Below are 16,198 nucleotides of genomic sequence, written 5' to 3'. Positions count from 1 at the left end.
ACGAGCGGGCTGGAAGCCCGCGGTCCACATGAACATCGATTGTGCCGATCAAGCGATCCTCACCAGGGTGAACTTGCCACCCTTGATCTGCTCGTAGCGGAACTTGCAGTCGATGATGTCGCCCTTGTCGTCGAAATCGCACGGGCCCGACGCACCGCTGTAGTCCACCTTCTGGCCGGCGGCGATCGCCTTCAGGCCGTCGACGGCATTGTCGACCGCCTTGCCGCCGCCCTGCGACACCTTGCGGATATTGTCCTTGATGGCGACGCCTGTCGCGGCCTTGCCCTGCTGCATCGCCATCAGCACGAGATTGGCGTGGTCGTAGACCTGGCAGGTATAGGGGTCGGGGCTGGCGAGGCCGGTCGCCTTCTTCACGCGCTCGTAGGCCGTGCTGCCCTCGTCCGGCGACGGCGAATAGGTGTAGACACCCTCGACGATTTCCGGCTGGCCGATCTGGTCGACGAGCTTCTGGTTGATGGAATAGCCGAAGCCGATGATCTTGCCCTTGTAGCCTGCGCGATAGAGATCCTTCAGGAGCACGATGGTGTCGGGCGTGTAGCCGGCGGCAAAGATCATGTCCGGATTGGTGCGCAGCACCTGATCGACCTCGGTGCGATAGGTCGTCTTCTTGTCGTCGTACACCAGCCCCTGATGCGTCCCTCCGGCCTTCGACACGAGCTTTCCCATCAGCTCGAACGTCGTCTGGGTGAACGGCGTCTGGGGCATCATGGTGTAGATCTTCCTCGCGCCCAGCGAGAGCATGAACTGGCCCGAGCGGGCGACCTGCAGCGTCGAGTTGGGCTGGGTGCGCACCAGGAAGCCCTGATGCGGCAGGCGGGTGATCGAGTCGGCGCCCGAGACAGTGCAGAGGAAGGTCTTGCTCTCCCAGCAAAGCGGGGCGACGGCGGTCGTCACCGACGATGCCCATGTGCCGATGATGGCCGCCACCTTGTCGACGTCGATCAGCTTGCGCGCCGCCCGCACGCCGGCATCGGGATTGGTCTGGTCGTCCTCGCTCAGAAGCTGGACCTTGCGGCCGAGCACGCCGCCCGCCGCATTCACCTCCTCGACGACCGACGCGGCGACCTTGGCCATGACCGGTCCATACGGGCCGCCGGCGCCGGTGAGCGGCGTCAGGGTCGCGATCCTCACCGGATCGGCCTGGGCGCGCAGGACCGATGGAGCGGCGAGAGCGGCTGCCCCCGACAAAAGAGCGGCGCGACGGCCGAAAGCGATGCGCATCATGAAAGTCCCCCAGCTTGATCGCCGAGCATAGGCTGGGCCTTGCCGCCGAGGAAGAGATCGCGGACCGTCGGATCCGAGGCGAGTTCTTCGGCCCGTCCTTCCCGCTCGGCGCGGCCCTGGACTAGAACATACGCGCGGTTCGAGACGGCCAGCGCCTCCAGCGCGTTCTGCTCCACCATCAGGATCGCGACCCCGCTGCGGTTCAGGCCGACGATGGTGCCGAACAGATCCTCGGCGGCGCGGGGGCTGAGGCCTGCCGTGGGCTCGTCCAGCAGCAGCAGGGTCGGCGCGTTCATGAGGGCGATCGCCATGGCGAGGATCTGGCGCTGTCCGCCGCTCAGGGTCCGCGCCGCCGCACGCCGCTTCTCGGCCAGCATCGGAAAGCGCTCGTAGAGCTCGTCGCGGCGGCGTCTCAAGTGAGCCGCATCGAGATAGCCGCCCATTTCGAGGTTCTCGCCCACCGTCATGGCGCCGAAGACATTGCGCTCCTGCGGGACGAAGGCGAGGCCGAGCCGGCTGATGGCCGGCGCATCGAGGCCCGCGATCTCGCGGTCGCGCAGCCGAACCTGGCCGCTGCGCGGTCGCAGCAGACCGGCGATCAGCTTGAGCAGCGTCGACTTGCCGGCGCCGTTCGGGCCGATCAGGGCCACGATCTCCCCTGCCTCGACGCGCAGGGTCGCGCCCTTCACGATCTCGTCGGCCGCCGCGTAGCCGCCGCGCAGATCGGTGACGCCGAGCAAGCTGGTCATGCCGCCCGCCGACCGAGATAGGCCTCGCGGACCTGGGGGTCGGCCCGCACGGCCTCGAAGCTGCCTTGGGCCAGCACCCGCCCCTCGGCCATCACGATCACGGGGTCGCAGAGCTCGGCAATGAACCCCATGTCGTGCTCGATCAGCAGCACCGAGACGCCGCGCCGGGGCAGTTCCAGCAACCGCTCGCCGATCTCGTTGCGCAGGGTCGGATTGACCCCGGCGGTCGGCTCGTCGAGCAGGACGAGCTTGGGCTCGGCCATCAGGGCTCGGCCGATCTCGAGCAGCTTCTTCTGGCCGCCCGACAGCGCCAGCGCTGGATTGTCGATCAGCCGGTCGAGCCGCAGGAAGCGCGCCATCTCCCAGGCGCGCTCGGCCAGCGCCGTCTCGCGCTCGCGTGCAGCACGCGTGCCGACCGCCGCCTGCCACAGGCTTTCGCCGGGCTGATCGCGACCGTAGAGCATCAGGTGCTGGAACACCGAGAGCCGGGGAAAGCCGCGCGCCACCTGGAACGTGCGGACGAGGCCGGCGCGGCTCACCTTGTCGGGCGACAGGCCGGCAATCTCCCGGCCGTCGAACCGGATCGACCCGGCATCGGGTGGCACGAGCCCCGACACGACGTTGAACAGCGTCGTCTTGCCCGCGCCGTTGGGGCCGATCAGCCCGGTGATGCCGCCGGCCGCGACCGAGAAATCGACGCCGCGCAGCACCTCCAGCCCGTAGAAGGCGCGCCGCAGATCCTTGAGTTCGAGAAGCACCATCATCGCAGGCTCGGGCTATGGCCTATGACCCAAAGGGCCGACTCGACGCTCGGCAGAAGAGCAGATGTAGAAGGCGAGCCGGACGGTCACGCTCACAAACCGTTATAGGCCTTGAACCACTTTACGAATTCCGGGATGCCCTCTTCCACGGCGACCTTGGGCGTCCAGCCGAAATCCCGCGTCGTCTCGGTGATGTCGGCCGCCGTTTCCAGCATGTCGCCCGGTTCGCCGGGCTTGAGTTCGGTCACCGCCTTCCGGCCGATCGCCTTCTCGAACAGCTCGATAATGTGGACGATGTCCTCGCTGTGGGCGGCGCCGAGATTGTAGAGCCGATGGCCGGGCTCGCGGGCCGGCTTGTCGAGCACGGCGACCGTGCCGGCCACGATGTCGTCGATATAGCTGAAGTCGCGCTTGGCGAAGCCCAGGTGATAGAGCTTGAGCGGCCGGCCTTCCTGGATCGCCTTGGCGAAGACCCAGGGCGACATGTCGGGGCGGCCCCACGGTCCATAGACCGTGAAGTACCTCAAGCCCGTCGCCTTGAATTTGTGCAGATGCACATACGCGTCGGTCATCAGCTCACCTGACCGCTTGGTGGCCGCATAGATCGACACCGGATGGTCGACCCGGTCCGCCGGGCTGAAGGGCAGCCGTGAATTGGCACCGTAGACCGAAGAGGACGAGGCATAGACGAAGTGCTTCAGGCCGGGGAATCGGCGCGCCAGCTCCAGCACGACCAGATGACCCGCCACGTTGGTCTGGACATAGACATAGGGATCGGTGACGGACTGGCGCACGCCCGGCTGGGCGGCCAGATGGACGATGCGGTCGATCTCGGAGTGTCGCTTCGCCAGCGCCAGCAGCGGCTCCCGATCGGCGATGTCGAGCTCGAGGAAAGTGAACGCCTTGTTGTCCCGCAACGGCTTCACACGGGCGAACTTCAGCACCGGGTCATAGTACGGGCTGAAATTGTCGATGCCGACGACGCGTTCGCCCCGCGCCAGCAACGCCCGCGCCACTTGCGAGCCGACGAAGCCGGCGACGCCGGTAATCAGGATGGTCATGAAGAATGCGCTTGGAGCCAGACGAACACTGCGCTCGGGTGATTACAACGTTTCAAGACAGGACGGAACCTTGAAACAGGGGATACGATTCAAAAGGTGCCCAATAGCAAAACGTCTTTTTGCAACCCTGCTCCCGTTGGCGATTGAAACGCGTAACAATCTGTCACTACCGTCACCATGTAAGTGAAGAGCAAGACAGAACAGACGATCAGGGAGGTTGCCTTGTCCCCTGCGGTGACCCTGGACGACAAATACGCGCTCGAGCGCGGAAGGGTCTATCTGACCGGCACGCAGGCCTTGGTCCGGCTGCCGATGATGCAGCGCCAGCGTGACGCGGCGGCCGGGCTCAATACGGCAGGCTACATCAGCGGCTATCGCGGTTCCCCGCTCGGCGGCTTCGACCAGACGCTCTGGCAGGCCAAGCGCTTCATCAAGAAGAACCATATCGAATTCCAGCCGGCGCTGAATGAGGATCTTGCCGCGACCGCCCTCTGGGGCACGCAGCAGATCCATCTCTACCCCGGCGCCCGCTACGACGGCGTCTTCGGCATCTGGTACGGCAAGGGCCCCGGCGTCGACCGGTCGGGCGATGCCCTCAAGCACGCCAACTACGCCGGCACCTCGCGGCACGGCGGCGTGGTCGCGCTTGCGGGCGACGACCACATGGCGAAGTCCTCGACGCTCGCCCACCAGAGCGAACCCGCCTTCATCGCCGCCGGCATTCCCGTGATCCATGCCGCCAGCGTGCAGGAGTATCTCGACCTCGGTCTGCACGCCTTTGCGATGTCGCGCTACTCGGGGCTCTGGATCGGCTTCAAGGTGGTGAGCGAGACGGTGGATTCGTCCGCTTCGGTGCATGTCGATCCGCACCGGATCGAGATCCGCACCCCCGCCGACTTCCCGTTGCCGCCGGACGGCCTGCACATCCGGTGGCCCGACGACTGGCTCGGCCAGGAGAAGCGGCTGATCACGCTGAAGCAGCCGGCGGCGCTGGCCTACTGGCGGGCCAACCGCCTCGACCGGCTGATGCTTGGCCGACCGGATGCGCGCTTCGGCATCGTCACTGTCGGCAAATCCTATCTCGATGTGCGCCAGGCGTTGGACGAGCTCGGCATCGACCAGACGGAAGCCGAGCGACTGGGCATTGCAATCTACAAGGTCGGCCTGGTCTGGCCACTGGAGACGCAGGGCGCCCTCGCCTTCAGCGAGGGCAAGCGCGAGATCCTGGTCGTCGAGGAGAAGCGGCCGCTGATCGAGCCGCAGCTCAAGGACGCGCTGTTCAACACGCCGGCGGATCGCCGCCCTGCCGTCGTCGGCAAAAGGGACGAGCGCGGCCAGCCGCTGCTCAAGTCGGACGGCGAGCTGACGCCGTTCGAGATCGCGTCTGCCCTCGTGGCCCGGCTCGGCCTCGACGCCTTTGCAGACCGCACGCGCCAGCGCTTCGAGCGCTTGACGCGGCTTGCCGGGCGCGAGTTGCGCAACGAAGCCGGCATGGCCCGGGTCCCCTATTTCTGCTCGGGCTGCCCGCACAACAGCTCGACCAGGGTGCCGGACGGCTCGATGGCGATGGCTGGCATTGGCTGCCATACGCTCGCGATCGGCATGGAGCGCAACACCAGGACTTTCACCCACATGGGCGCCGAGGGCGCTTCCTGGGTCGGCGCCAGCCATTTCACGGACATGCCCCACGTCTTCCAGAACCTGGGCGACGGCACCTATTTCCACTCGGGCTACCTTGCGATCCGTCAGGCGGTCGCCGCCGGGACCAACATCACCTACAAGATCCTCTACAACGATGCCGTTGCCATGACCGGTGGCCAGCCACACGATGGCGACGTCCATCCCTGGACCATCAGCCAGCAGGTCCATGCCGAAGGCGTGCGCCGCATCGCGCTGGTAAGCGACGAGCCACGCAAATATCCCCCCGGCACACAGTGGGCGCCCGGCGTCACCTTCCATCACCGCGACCAGCTCGACGAGGTCCAGCGCGAGCTGCGCGAATGGAAGGGCGTTTCGGTGCTGATCTACGACCAGACCTGCGCGGCCGAGAAGCGCCGGCGCCGCAAGCGCGGGACCTATCCCGATCCGGCCAGGCGCGTCTTCATCAACGAGGCGGTCTGCGAGGGCTGCGGCGATTGCTCGGTGCAATCGAACTGCCTCTCGGTCACGCCGGTCGAGACCGAGTTCGGCACCAAGCGTGCGATCGACCAATCCTCCTGCAACAAGGACTTCTCCTGCGTGAACGGCTTCTGCCCCAGCTTCGTGACGGTCGAGGGTGGCCGGCTGCGGCACGGCAAGGCGCAAATCGAAAAGTCGGCGTCCGTCGCGGCCGAGCCGCCGATCCCGGCCGCGCCCCGGCTGCCTTCGGTCGGCGACGAGCCCTATGGTGTGCTGATCACCGGGATCGGCGGCACCGGGGTCGTCACGATCGGTGCGCTCATCGGCATGGCGGCGCATATCGAGGGCAAGGGCGCGACCGTGCTCGACCAGCTCGGCATGGCGCAGAAGGGCGGCGCGGTGGTGAGCCATGTTCGGATCGGTGCCTCCCCGGAAGCGTTGCATGCCGTACGCCTCGGTGCCGGCGGGGCCGATCTGCTCCTGGGCTGCGACCTCGTCGTCAGCGCCAGCCCCGATGCGCTCGCGAGACTCGAGCCCGGCGTGTCACGCCTCGTTGTCAACATGCACGAGACGATCACGGGAGAATTCACGCGCCGTCCCGATCTGGCCTTCCCATCCCATACGTTGCGCCTCTCGATCGAGGCGGCGGCCGGCGCCGGGGCGTGCGACTTCCTCGAGGCAACGCGGCTTGCCACCGGCCTGATGGGCGATTCGATCGCGACCAACCTCTTCATGCTGGGCTATGCCTACCAGAAGGGCCTGATCCCGATCGGCCACGAAGCGCTGGAACAGGCTATCGAGCTGAACGGCACGGCGGTGCCGATGAATCTCGCCGCCTTCCGCTGGGGCCGTCGAGCCGCCGCCGATCCCGCCGCCGTGGAGAAGCTCGTGGCGCCGCCGGCAACGGACCATGTCGTGGCCTTCGGCCGCCCCGTGGCGACGCTCGACGAGATCGTGGCTTCCCGAACCAGGCTCCTCACCGCCTTCCAGAATACCGCGCTCGCCGAACGCTACCGGTCGCTCGTTGCCAGGGTGCGTACGGCGGAGCAGGAGATCACGCCCGACGATAGCCGCCTCGCCGAGGCGGTCGCGCGCAACTACGCCAAGCTGCTGGCGTACAAGGACGAGTACGAAGTCGCGCGGCTCCATGCGGACATGGCTTTTGCCGCACGGATCGACCGGCAATTCGAAGGCGACTACAGGCTCAAGTTCCATCTGGCGCCGCCGCTTTTCGCGCGCCGCGACCCGCGGACCGGCCATCTGGTGAAGCGGGAATACGGTCCCTGGATGCTGCCGGTGTTCCGCCTTCTCGCGAAACTCAAGTTCCTGCGTGGAACCGCGTTCGACCCGTTTGGCCGAACCGACGAGCGCAAGCAGGAACGCGCACTTATCGGCGAATACGAGCGGCTCGTGGGGGCGCTGCTTGCCGATCTCACGCCGGCCAATCATGGGCTTGCCGTCGAGCTCGCCTCGGTGCCCGACGACATCCGGGGCTACGGCCACGTCAAGCAGGCCCATCTCGAGAAGGCCAAGCGCAAGCAGGCCGAGCTCCTCGCCCGATGGCACGAGCCGGCGCCGCTCAGGCAGGCGGCCGAGTAGCAGGCTGGTCAAAACGACGCCGACCGCCTAGAAGGGCGCGCATGCGTCTGCTCCGCCTTGTTTCGCCGGTCTCGGCCGTTACCGCTCTTGCCCTCACCGCCTGCGCGCCAGCCTACGAGGATGGCCATCTCTCGCGTTCGATCAATCAGCAGCGGGCGATGCGGGATACCTGCCTGTCGAACCAGGCGAGGTCGCTGGACGACGGGCACTCCGCGCCCGAGACCATCGCGCGGGCCGCGTCCGCCAACTGCAGCGGCCAGAACGACAGGCTCATCCAGCTCATGGCCACCATGGACCGCAGCGGCGAGGCGCAAATCACCAACGCGGTGCGCAAGGACTCCCTGGTCAAGGCGACATCCTATGTGCTGGCGACGCGGGCGCAGGCCGGCAGCGGCCGATAGGCGGTCACTGCAACGGCACGCGCCGGGAGCGCAATACCGCCGCCTGCCCCTCGCGCACTGAAACTTCCTCGATCGAGCAGCGCGGGCCCCAGAAGCCGCCGTTCATGGCCACCTCGACATACCGCGTCTCGCCGGCAGCGACATCGACCTGGCGCTCGGCGACATTGTCGGTCTTGCAGACGAGGTCGATTCGACCGGGCGCGCGGTCCAGCCGGACATAGGTGTTCACGGCGAGATCGGCGTGACGGCCAGGGGCGACCCCCACATCGACCGTCCTGGCCAGCGCCATCCAGCCCGGCCGGTAGACATAGACCGCCGCCGCGCCCTGACCCGGCGGATCGAACCGCTTGCCCTCTTGGTCAGCCTGCCGGTCGGCCATCGGCACGGTGGCGCAGGCGGCAACGGCCAGCATCAGGATGGCGCTCGAAAGAGGTCGGATCACGGTTCGTCTCCTCCCACGATATCGAAGAAGGTCGAAGCGCCCACTTGCCGGCCCTTTCGCGGCGGATTGAGGGCAGACGCGGCAGCGCAACAATCCCGCCACGCAGACGTTGCTTCGGCGCGGCCTGACTTCACCAACTTCCATGGGGAACGCGATGCCGTCGAAGAAGCCGACCTCCGCGAAGACCAAACGTAAGCTCGACGACAAGCTCGACCAGGCCCTGGAGGACACCTTCCCGGCCAGCGACCCCGTGTCGTTTGTCGAGCCATCGTCCGACGAAGAGGACTCCAAGGAGTCCGGCGGCAAGGATCGCAAGCTCGACCGCAAGCGCTGACGCCGGGCCAGGACCGATCGCAAAATGGATGCCGATGCCGGTCAGCGCCAAAGTCGCTGCCACCATTGCTGGGACGGCTTGGGCCAGCCACGGGCCTCCATGCAGTTGGCGATGAGCCGGTCGGTCGATTTGGCGTCGCTATAGTTGTCCATCGCCTGCGGCAGCGCGCCCTGCCCGTAGCGATTGCGCTCGTCCTGGAAGATATCGCGGCGGCTGGCGTCGACCCGCCGCCGAGCCTTGGTGTCCTCGTCGACCTGGGCGGCGCAGAGCGAGCGATCCTTGTCGTATTTTTCCGGGTTTCTGGCCCGGGCATCCTCGGCGCCGGGCTGGTTGCAGCTCGTCAGCAGGAAAGCCAGGGCAACGCCGAGAAGCGCCTCCCTCCTCATGCCATGCCTCCGAGCGCCGCCTCGATCGCCTTCAGGGCATCCGGCGCCTTCGTCGCATCGGGACCGCCGCCCTGGGCCATGTCCGGCCGGCCGCCGCCGCCCTTGCCGCCCAGTGCCGCCACGCCAGCCTTCACCAGCTCGACCGCGCTCAGCGTCTTCGACAGGTCGTCGGTGACGCCCACGACCGCGGATGCCTTGCCATCATCGACGCCGATCAGCGCCACCACGCCCGAGCCGAGCTTCTTCTTGAACTCGTCGGCCATGCCCTTGAGATCCTTGCCGGGTACGCCGTTCAGGACGCGACCGATCATCTTCACCTTGCCGACCTGGCGCACGTCGTCGGCGGCGCTGCCGGCGCCTCCACCGCCGCCCGCCAGCGCCAGCGCCTTGCGCGCGTCGGAGAGTTCCCGCTCGACCCTGCGCTGGCCGTCCATCAGGGCGGCAAGGCGCGCCGGCAGATCCTCCGGCCGGACCTTCAATGCACTGGCCGCCTGGTTCAGGAGGTCGAGCTGATGGCGCACATATTCCTCCGCGGCCGCGCCAGCCAGGGCTTCGATGCGGCGCACGCCCGCGGACACCGCGCCCTCGCCGACGATGCGGAACAGGCCGATGTCGCCGGTGCGCTGGGCGTGGGTGCCGCCGCAAAGCTCGATCGAATACCTCTCGCCGTCGACGCCGCCCATCGACAGCACGCGCACCTCGTCGCCGTATTTCTCGCCGAACAGCGCCATGGCACCGGCCGCGATCGCCTCCTCGGGCGTCATCAGACGCGTATCGACCGGCGTATTGAGGCGAATGCGCTCGTTCACCTCGTCCTCGATCCGCCGCAGCTCCTCCTGCGAGATGGGTTTCGTATGGCTGATATCGAAGCGCAGCCGGTCCGGCGCCACCAGCGAGCCCTTCTGCGTCACATGCGTGCCGAGATGGCGGCGCAGCGCCTCGTGCAGCAGATGGGTCGCCGAATGGTGAGCGCGCAACTGGGCACGGCGGATGGCGTCGACCGTCATCACCACCTCGTCGCCCATCTTGATCTCGCCCTTGGCGACCTTCGCGTGATGGGCGTGCAGATCGCCCACCATCTTCTGCACGTCGGCGATCTCGGCCTCCCCGGCCGGGCCGACGAAGCGGCCGGTATCGCCGAGCTGGCCGCCCGACTCGGCGTAGAACGGCGTCTGGTTGACCACCAGCCAGCCGGTCTGCCCGGCCTTCAGCGACGGGACTTCCTTGCCTTCGACGATGATCGCCGTCACCTTGCCCTCGGCGCGCTCGGTGTCGTAGCCCAGGAACTCGGTGGCGCCGACCTTCTGGCGCACGTCGAACCAGATGGCCTCGGAGGCCGCCTCGCCTGATCCGGCCCACGCCGCCCGCGCCTTGGCGCGCTGCTCGTCCATCGCCTTCTCGAAGCCCGTCGTATCGACGGTGATATCGCGCGCCCGCAGCACGTCCTGCGTGAGGTCGAGCGGGAAGCCGTAGGTATCGTAGAGCTTGAAGGCGATGTCGCCCTTGAGCATGCCGCCGGCCGACAGATTCCGGCTCTCGTCCTCCAAAAGCTTGAGGCCGGTGCCGAGCGTTTTCTTGAAGCGCGTCTCCTCGAGCTTCAGCGTCTCGGTGATCAGCGCCTGCGCCCGGCCGAGCTCGGGATAGGCGTCGCCCATCTCGTGCACCAGGGTCGGCACCAGCTTGTAAACCATCGGCTCCGTCGCGCCGAGGATATGGGCATGCCGCATCGCCCGGCGCATGATACGGCGCAGGACATAGCCGCGGCCTTCGTTCGACGGCAGCACCCCGTCGGCGATCAGGAACGAGGTCGCGCGCAGGTGATCGGCGATGACCTTGTGCGACGCCCCCTGCGGACCGTCGGGATCGACGCCGGTCTCGTGCGCCACCGCCTCGATCAGGGCGCGGAAAAGATCGATGTCGTAGTTGTTGTGCTTGCCCTGCAGGACGGCGGCGATGCGCTCCAGCCCCATGCCGGTGTCGATCGAGGGTTTCGGCAGCGGCACGCGCAGCTCCGGCGTCTGCTGCTCGAACTGCATGAAGACCAGGTTCCAGATCTCGATGAACCGGTCGCCGTCCTCGTCCGGGCTGCCCGGCGGACCGCCGGGGATCCCCTCGCCGTGATCGTAGAAGATCTCCGAGCACGGGCCGCACGGGCCGGTGTCGCCCATCGCCCAGAAATTGTCCGACGTGGGGATGCGGATGATCCTGCTGTCGGGAAAGCCGGTGACCTTGCGCCAGTAGCGCGCCGCCTCGTCGTCCTCGCTGAACACCGTGACCAGCAGACGGTCCGGCCGCAGGCCGAATTCCCTGGTGATCAGGTTCCAGGCGAGCTCGATCGCGAGCTCCTTGAAATAGTCGCCGAACGAGAAATTGCCCAGCATCTCGAAGAAGGTGTGATGGCGCGCGGTGTAGCCGACGTTCTCGAGATCGTTGTGCTTGCCGCCGGCGCGCACGCACTTCTGCGACGTCGTTGCGCGCGCGTAGGGCCGCTTCTCCATCCCGGTGAAGACGTTCTTGAACTGCACCATGCCGGCGTTGGTGAACATCAGCGTCGGATCGTTGCGCGGCACCAACGGGCTCGAGCTCACGACCTCGTGGCCGTTCTCGCGGAAGTATTCTAGGAATGTGCGACGGACGTCGCTGACGCTTGCCATAGTGCGGTCCTTGTAGCGTGCACGCCTCGCCCAAGTCCATAACGGGGGGATAGCGGTCTTATGGTCGATTCGGGCCAAGTTTCGGCCACTTTGCGCCTCTCCGTCGGCGAGATCCGGCTTGCCCACCCGATGACCGTGCCGGCTGGCGCCGTGCCGGCGACGGCCGTGGTGCCGGCCCTGCAGGGACTGGTGAACGCCGTGGTCGAGGCTGCCGAGCAGCGCGCCCGGGACATGGGCAAGGCCGTCTCCTGCCGCAAGGGCTGCGGCGCCTGCTGTCGCCAGCTCGTGCCGATCTCGCGTACCGAGGGGGAGAGGCTGCTGGCCGTCATCGAGGCCTTGCCCGAGGAGCGCCGTGCGGCCGTCAGAGCCCGCTTCGCCGAAGCCGAGGCCACGCTCGCGCGGGCTGGCCTCGGCGACGTGCTGCTCGATCCGGAAAAGCGGGCCGGCAAGACCGACCGCGAGCTGTCAGCCGCCTATTTTGCGCTCGCCCTGCCCTGCCCTTTCCTCGAGGAGGAGAGCTGCTCCATTCATCCCGAGCGGCCACTGGTCTGCCGCGAATACCTGGTCACCTCGCCTGCGGAACTTTGTGCCGGGCCAAACCAGGAAGGCGTGGCGCCGCTTGCGGTGCCGAAATTTTCCTCGTCCGCGCGCAAGCTGCAGGACGACGCCGACACCTGGTTTCCGCTCGCCCTGCTCACGGCCTGGAGCCGGACGCGATCCGCCGACCGCGTCATGCGGACCGGGCCGGACTGGGTGCAACGCTTCCTGCGGCAGCTCGGCTCGAAGTAGGGGCGGCTATTTCTTCGCCGCCGGCGCGGGCGCCTCCTTTGGTCGGATCGCGTCGGCCGTGCCCTGGATGAAGGCGATGATCTTCGTCACATCCTCGTCCTTCAGCTTGCCGGTGAAATCCGGCATGCCCTGCGACTTGAAGGGACCGTTGAAGACGACCTCCTTGAGGTTCCGGATGGTGTCCGAGCCGACATAGCCCAGATTGCGGATATTGCCGCCCTTCTGCACGCCCGGCACGCCGTGACAGGCGGCGCAGTTGGAGACGTAGAGCAGCGTGCCCGGCCCGACATCGGCCGGATCGTACTTAACGCCTGCCAGCAGGTTCTCCATCTGGTACTTGGTGAAGGCCGGCGGCGATGCCTTGCCGCCCACGGCGAAGGTATAGACCGTGCCCGGGCTGTTGAGCTCGGTGGCACGATCCGCCTCGCCGTAGACGCCGCCCCAGCCGACCGCCACCGATACGTACTGCACGCCGTCGATCAGGTACGTCGAAGCGCCGGCGACCACGCCGGTGCCCGTCGGCGCCTCCCAGAGCTTTTCGCCGGTGGTGGCATTGTAGGCGACGAACCGGCCGTCGGCCGTGCCCTGAAAGACGAGATTGCCCGCGGTCGTCAGGGTTCCGCCGTTCCAGGGCGACACATATTCCTGGCGCCAGGCTTCCTTCTGCTTCACCGGATCCCAGGCGATCAGCCGGCCGAACGGCAGGCTCTTGGGTGGCGCGGCGTTCAGCGCGAAGGCGATGTTCCAGCCGAGACCGCCGCCGAACTCGCCCGGCTTGTTGGCGTTGTGAGTCCACTTCGGCTCGCCGGTGAGATTGAGCGGCACATTCTGCGCCGGCAGGTAGACGAGGCCGGTCATCGGATTGAACGACATCGGATGCCAGTTGTGGGCGCCGTACGGACCGGGGATCGAATCGAACGACTTGTCCGCCGAGCGGGCCTCGGGAACCTCGATCGGCCGCCCGCTCGCGTCGTAACCCGTCGCCCAGTTCACGTCGACGAAGTTCTTCGCCGAGATGAACTTGCCGTTGGTGCGGTCGATCACGAAAAAGAAGCCGTTCTTCGGCGCGTGCAGGATGACCTTGCGCGGCGCGCCGTCGATCGTGATGTCGGCCAGGATCATGGGCTGCGTGGACGTGTAGTCCCAGTTGTCGCCTGGCGTCTCCTGGTAGTGCCACTTGTACTTGCCGGTGTCGGCATCGAGAGCCACGATCGAGGCGAGATAGAGATTGTCGCCGCCCGCCGGGCTGCGCAGGTTGCGGTTCCACGGGGCGCCGTTGCCGGTGCCGACATAGACCGTATCGAGGTCTGGGTCGTAGGTGATGCTGTCCCACGCCGTGCCGCCGCCACCGTTGATCCAGTATTTGCCGGCGGGATCCCAGGTCTTGGCCGCGGCGGCCATGGACCCGTCCTCGTAGGGCTTGCTCGGATCACCCGGCACCACGAACCAGCGCCACGCCTGGTTGCCCGTATCGGCCTCGTAGGCTGTCACATAGCCGCGCGCCCCATACTCGGCCCCGCCGTTGCCGATGATCACCTTGCCCCTGGCCACGCGTGGCGCGCCGGTGATGGTGTACGAATGGGAATGGTCGATGATCGTGTCCTTCTCCCAGATCTTCTGGCCGGTCGCCGCATCGAGCGCGATCAGCCGGCCGTCATAGGAGCCGACGAAGACCTTGCCCTTGTAGAGGGCCACGCCCCTGTTCACGACATCGCAGCAACCCTTGTAGCCGATCTCGCGCGACACGCCGGGATCGAAGGTCCAGATCTTCTTGCCGGTGCGGGCGTCGATGGCGTGGACGATGCTCCATGGCGCGGTGACGTACATGACGCCGTCGACGACGACCGGCGTCGCCTCGACGCCGCGCGACGAGTCGAGACTGTAGGACCACACCAGGCCGAGATTCTTCACGTTCTCGGTATCGATCTGATTGAGCCGGCTGAAGCGCGTTTCGGCATAGTCCAGGCCGACCGTTGGCCAGTCCTTCGACGTTGCCGCATTGGCGCGGATCGCGCTCTCGTCGATTGCCGAGGTCACGGTCTTTATGTGCTCGACCGATCCCTTGGCCTGTTGCCCAGGCACGTCAGCAGCAACAATGACCGTTGCCGCCACGGCGGCTGCCACGATCGAGAAAAATTTTGAAAGTTGCCGAACAAAATCGGCACGACCGGCAAGACGTTCCATGACGACCTCCCCGCTGGTCTGTGACGCCCGAAAGCGTCCTCGAACGAGGCAGGGACGGTTGGCGCGATGTACCGAATTCGGACGCTACGCTGCAGCCAAACCTTACTGCGCTCGCAGCTGATCGCGATGAAATGTTGGCGGGCGCCGGGAGGGCCGTCAACAGAAGGAACGGGCGGTTCTTCCCGTTCTTTTGTTGCCGCCGGAATGAAAGGGGCGGTGCTGTGCGTGGGGAACAGCACCGCCCGCGACCGGAGACAGAGGCTTTGAAGTCCGGTCGAGAAAGCCTAGTCGTCCTCGTCCTCGTCGCTCTTGCCGCCGTCCATCAGCGCATCGGCGACGATGCCGGCATTGGCCCGGACTTTCTGCTCGATCGCCTGGGCGACCTCGGGATGCTCCTTGAGGTAATTCTTGGCGTTCTCGCGGCCCTGCCCGATGCGCTGGCCGTCGTAGGAGAACCACGAGCCCGACTTCTCGACCACCCCCGCCTTCTCGCCGAGATCGATCAGCTCGCCGACCTTGCTCACGCCTTCGCCGTACATGATGTCGAACTCGACGACCTTGAACGGCGGCGCCACCTTGTTCTTCACCACCTTCACCCGCGTGGCGTTGCCGACCACCTCGTCCCTGTCCTTGAGCGCGCCGATGCGGCGGATGTCGAGGCGGACCGAGGCGTAGAACTTCAGCGCATTGCCGCCGGTCGTGGTCTCGGGGCTGCCGAACATCACGCCGATCTTCATGCGGATCTGGTTGATGAAGATCACCAGCGTGTTCGACTTGGAGATCGAGGCCGTGAGCTTGCGCAGCGCCTGGCTCATCAGGCGGGCCTGCAGGCCGGGCAGCGCATCGCCCATCTCGCCCTCGAGCTCGGCCCGCGGCACGAGGGCGGCGACCGAGTCGATCACCAGCACGTCGATGGCGCCGGAGCGGACCAGCGTGTCGGCGATCTCGAGCGCCTGCTCGCCCGCGTCGGGCTGGGAAATCAGCAGATTGTCGATATCGACACCGAGCTTCTTGGCATAGACCGGGTCGAGCGCATGCTCGGCATCGATGAAGGCGCAGGCGCCGCCCTTCTTCTGGGCTTCGGCCACGCAATGCAGCGCCAGCGTCGTCTTTCCCGAGCTTTCGGGGCCGTAGATCTCGACGATGCGCCCCTTGGGCAGGCCGCCGATCCCCAGCGCGATATCGAGGCCCAGCGAGCCGGTCGACACCGCCTCGATCTCCAGCGCCTCGCGCTGGCCGAGCTTCATGATCGACCCCTTGCCGAAGGCGCGTTCGATCTGCGCCAAGGCTGCATCGAGCGCCTTGTTCTTGTTCTCCATGCCCTCTTTCTCGACCAGTTTCAGCGCTGCCGACATTGGCTGCCTCCTCCTTGTCCCACGCCCGCATCCGGGGCGGCAATGCGGATAAGTCCGCCGGAAAACAGCGTCAATGTACCTATTTTGTTCACGCCATCAAGGGGCGATTTAATGGCCTGA

The 16,198-nt window shown here is 66.7% G+C and carries 13 protein-coding genes; 4 read left to right on the top strand and 9 right to left on the bottom strand.

The window, feature by feature from the left end; all coding sequences use genetic code 11:
- Positions 1 to 48: 48 nt before the first annotated feature.
- From OJF58_RS22220 to OJF58_RS22205, 4 genes are all read right to left on the bottom strand, one after another.
- On the bottom strand, positions 49 to 1,245 hold the full coding sequence (locus OJF58_RS22220; RefSeq protein WP_300779962.1) for an ABC transporter substrate-binding protein: 1,197 nt from the start codon (positions 1,243 to 1,245) through the stop codon (positions 49 to 51).
- Positions 1,242 to 1,994, bottom strand: coding sequence for an ABC transporter ATP-binding protein (locus OJF58_RS22215; protein ID WP_300779961.1), 753 nt, complete (start codon positions 1,992 to 1,994; stop codon positions 1,242 to 1,244). Before OJF58_RS22215 ends, OJF58_RS22220 begins: the two co-directional genes overlap by 4 nt.
- The gene (locus tag OJF58_RS22210) at positions 1,991 to 2,758 is read right to left on the bottom strand and encodes an ABC transporter ATP-binding protein (protein ID WP_300779960.1); all 768 of its coding nucleotides are present in this window, start codon (positions 2,756 to 2,758) and stop codon (positions 1,991 to 1,993) included. Before OJF58_RS22210 ends, OJF58_RS22215 begins: the two co-directional genes overlap by 4 nt.
- A gap of 89 nt (positions 2,759 to 2,847) precedes the next feature.
- Positions 2,848 to 3,816 (bottom strand): NAD-dependent epimerase/dehydratase family protein, encoded by a 969-nt coding sequence (locus OJF58_RS22205; protein WP_300779959.1) that lies wholly within the window; start codon positions 3,814 to 3,816, stop codon positions 2,848 to 2,850.
- A 222-nt stretch (positions 3,817 to 4,038) separates the two neighbouring features.
- Here OJF58_RS22205 and OJF58_RS22200 point away from each other — a divergent pair, with 222 nt between their 5' ends.
- Positions 4,039 to 7,533, top strand: a complete 3,495-nt coding sequence (locus tag OJF58_RS22200; protein ID WP_300779958.1) for an indolepyruvate ferredoxin oxidoreductase family protein — start codon at positions 4,039 to 4,041, stop codon at positions 7,531 to 7,533.
- 41 nt (positions 7,534 to 7,574) lie between these two features.
- Positions 7,575 to 7,934, top strand: a complete 360-nt coding sequence (locus OJF58_RS22195) for a hypothetical protein (RefSeq protein WP_300779956.1) — start codon at positions 7,575 to 7,577, stop codon at positions 7,932 to 7,934.
- A 4-nt stretch (positions 7,935 to 7,938) separates the two neighbouring features.
- On the opposite strand, the gene OJF58_RS22190 is transcribed toward OJF58_RS22195, so the two are convergent.
- Positions 7,939 to 8,376 (bottom strand): hypothetical protein, encoded by a 438-nt coding sequence (locus OJF58_RS22190; protein ID WP_300779955.1) that lies wholly within the window; start codon positions 8,374 to 8,376, stop codon positions 7,939 to 7,941.
- Positions 8,377 to 8,530: 154 nt separating this feature from the next.
- Between OJF58_RS22190 and OJF58_RS22185 the strand changes: the two genes are divergently transcribed.
- The gene (locus OJF58_RS22185; protein WP_300779953.1) at positions 8,531 to 8,710 is read left to right on the top strand and encodes a hypothetical protein; all 180 of its coding nucleotides are present in this window, start codon (positions 8,531 to 8,533) and stop codon (positions 8,708 to 8,710) included.
- Positions 8,711 to 8,751: 41 nt separating this feature from the next.
- On the opposite strand, the gene OJF58_RS22180 is transcribed toward OJF58_RS22185, so the two are convergent.
- Together OJF58_RS22180 and alaS are read right to left on the bottom strand one after the other, a co-directional pair.
- Positions 8,752 to 9,096 carry a hypothetical protein gene (locus OJF58_RS22180; RefSeq protein WP_300779952.1) on the bottom strand — a complete coding sequence of 115 codons (345 nt, stop codon included), beginning with the start codon at positions 9,094 to 9,096 and terminating at the stop codon, positions 8,752 to 8,754.
- Positions 9,093 to 11,750, bottom strand: coding sequence for an alanine--tRNA ligase (alaS, locus tag OJF58_RS22175; RefSeq protein ID WP_300779950.1), 2,658 nt, complete (start codon positions 11,748 to 11,750; stop codon positions 9,093 to 9,095). Before alaS ends, OJF58_RS22180 begins: the two co-directional genes overlap by 4 nt.
- Before the next feature lie 60 nt (positions 11,751 to 11,810).
- Between alaS and OJF58_RS22170 the strand changes: the two genes are divergently transcribed.
- Entirely contained in the window at positions 11,811 to 12,539 is a 729-nt protein-coding gene (locus tag OJF58_RS22170) for a YkgJ family cysteine cluster protein (protein ID WP_300779949.1), read from the top strand.
- A 6-nt stretch (positions 12,540 to 12,545) separates the two neighbouring features.
- Here OJF58_RS22170 and OJF58_RS22165 read toward each other — a convergent pair whose 3' ends face one another.
- Positions 12,546 to 14,723 carry a PQQ-dependent dehydrogenase, methanol/ethanol family gene (locus OJF58_RS22165; protein ID WP_300779947.1) on the bottom strand — a complete coding sequence of 726 codons (2,178 nt, stop codon included), beginning with the start codon at positions 14,721 to 14,723 and terminating at the stop codon, positions 12,546 to 12,548.
- Positions 14,724 to 15,007: 284 nt separating this feature from the next.
- Positions 15,008 to 16,078, bottom strand: a complete 1,071-nt coding sequence (gene recA, locus OJF58_RS22160) for a recombinase RecA (protein ID WP_300779946.1) — start codon at positions 16,076 to 16,078, stop codon at positions 15,008 to 15,010.
- Positions 16,079 to 16,198: the final 120 nt, after the last annotated feature.

The organism is Enhydrobacter sp. (genome assembly GCF_030246845.1).
Taxonomy (GTDB): domain Bacteria; phylum Pseudomonadota; class Alphaproteobacteria; order Reyranellales; family Reyranellaceae; genus Reyranella.
Note: the sequence above shows the minus strand (reverse complement) of the source record. Positions and strands in the feature narration are given on the sequence as shown.

Bases quoted from the DNA above. Each gene is read 5' to 3' on its own strand.
- OJF58_RS22220 (WP_300779962.1), bottom strand. From the start codon at position 1,245: ATGATGCGCATCGCTTTCGGCCGTCGCGCCGCTCTTTTGTCGGGGGCA.
- OJF58_RS22215 (WP_300779961.1), bottom strand. From the start codon at position 1,994: ATGACCAGCTTGCTCGGCGTCACCGATCTGCGCGGCGGCTACGCGGCG.
- OJF58_RS22210 (WP_300779960.1), bottom strand. From the start codon at position 2,758: ATGATGGTGCTTCTCGAACTCAAGGATCTGCGGCGCGCCTTCTACGGG.
- OJF58_RS22205 (WP_300779959.1), bottom strand. From the start codon at position 3,816: ATGACCATCCTGATTACCGGCGTCGCCGGCTTCGTCGGCTCGCAAGTG.
- OJF58_RS22195 (WP_300779956.1), top strand. From the start codon at position 7,575: ATGCGTCTGCTCCGCCTTGTTTCGCCGGTCTCGGCCGTTACCGCTCTT.
- OJF58_RS22185 (WP_300779953.1), top strand. From the start codon at position 8,531: ATGCCGTCGAAGAAGCCGACCTCCGCGAAGACCAAACGTAAGCTCGAC.
- OJF58_RS22180 (WP_300779952.1), bottom strand. From the start codon at position 9,096: ATGAGGAGGGAGGCGCTTCTCGGCGTTGCCCTGGCTTTCCTGCTGACG.
- alaS (WP_300779950.1), bottom strand. From the start codon at position 11,750: ATGGCAAGCGTCAGCGACGTCCGTCGCACATTCCTAGAATACTTCCGC.
- OJF58_RS22170 (WP_300779949.1), top strand. From the start codon at position 11,811: ATGGTCGATTCGGGCCAAGTTTCGGCCACTTTGCGCCTCTCCGTCGGC.
- OJF58_RS22165 (WP_300779947.1), bottom strand. From the start codon at position 14,723: ATGGAACGTCTTGCCGGTCGTGCCGATTTTGTTCGGCAACTTTCAAAA.
- recA (WP_300779946.1), bottom strand. From the start codon at position 16,078: ATGTCGGCAGCGCTGAAACTGGTCGAGAAAGAGGGCATGGAGAACAAG.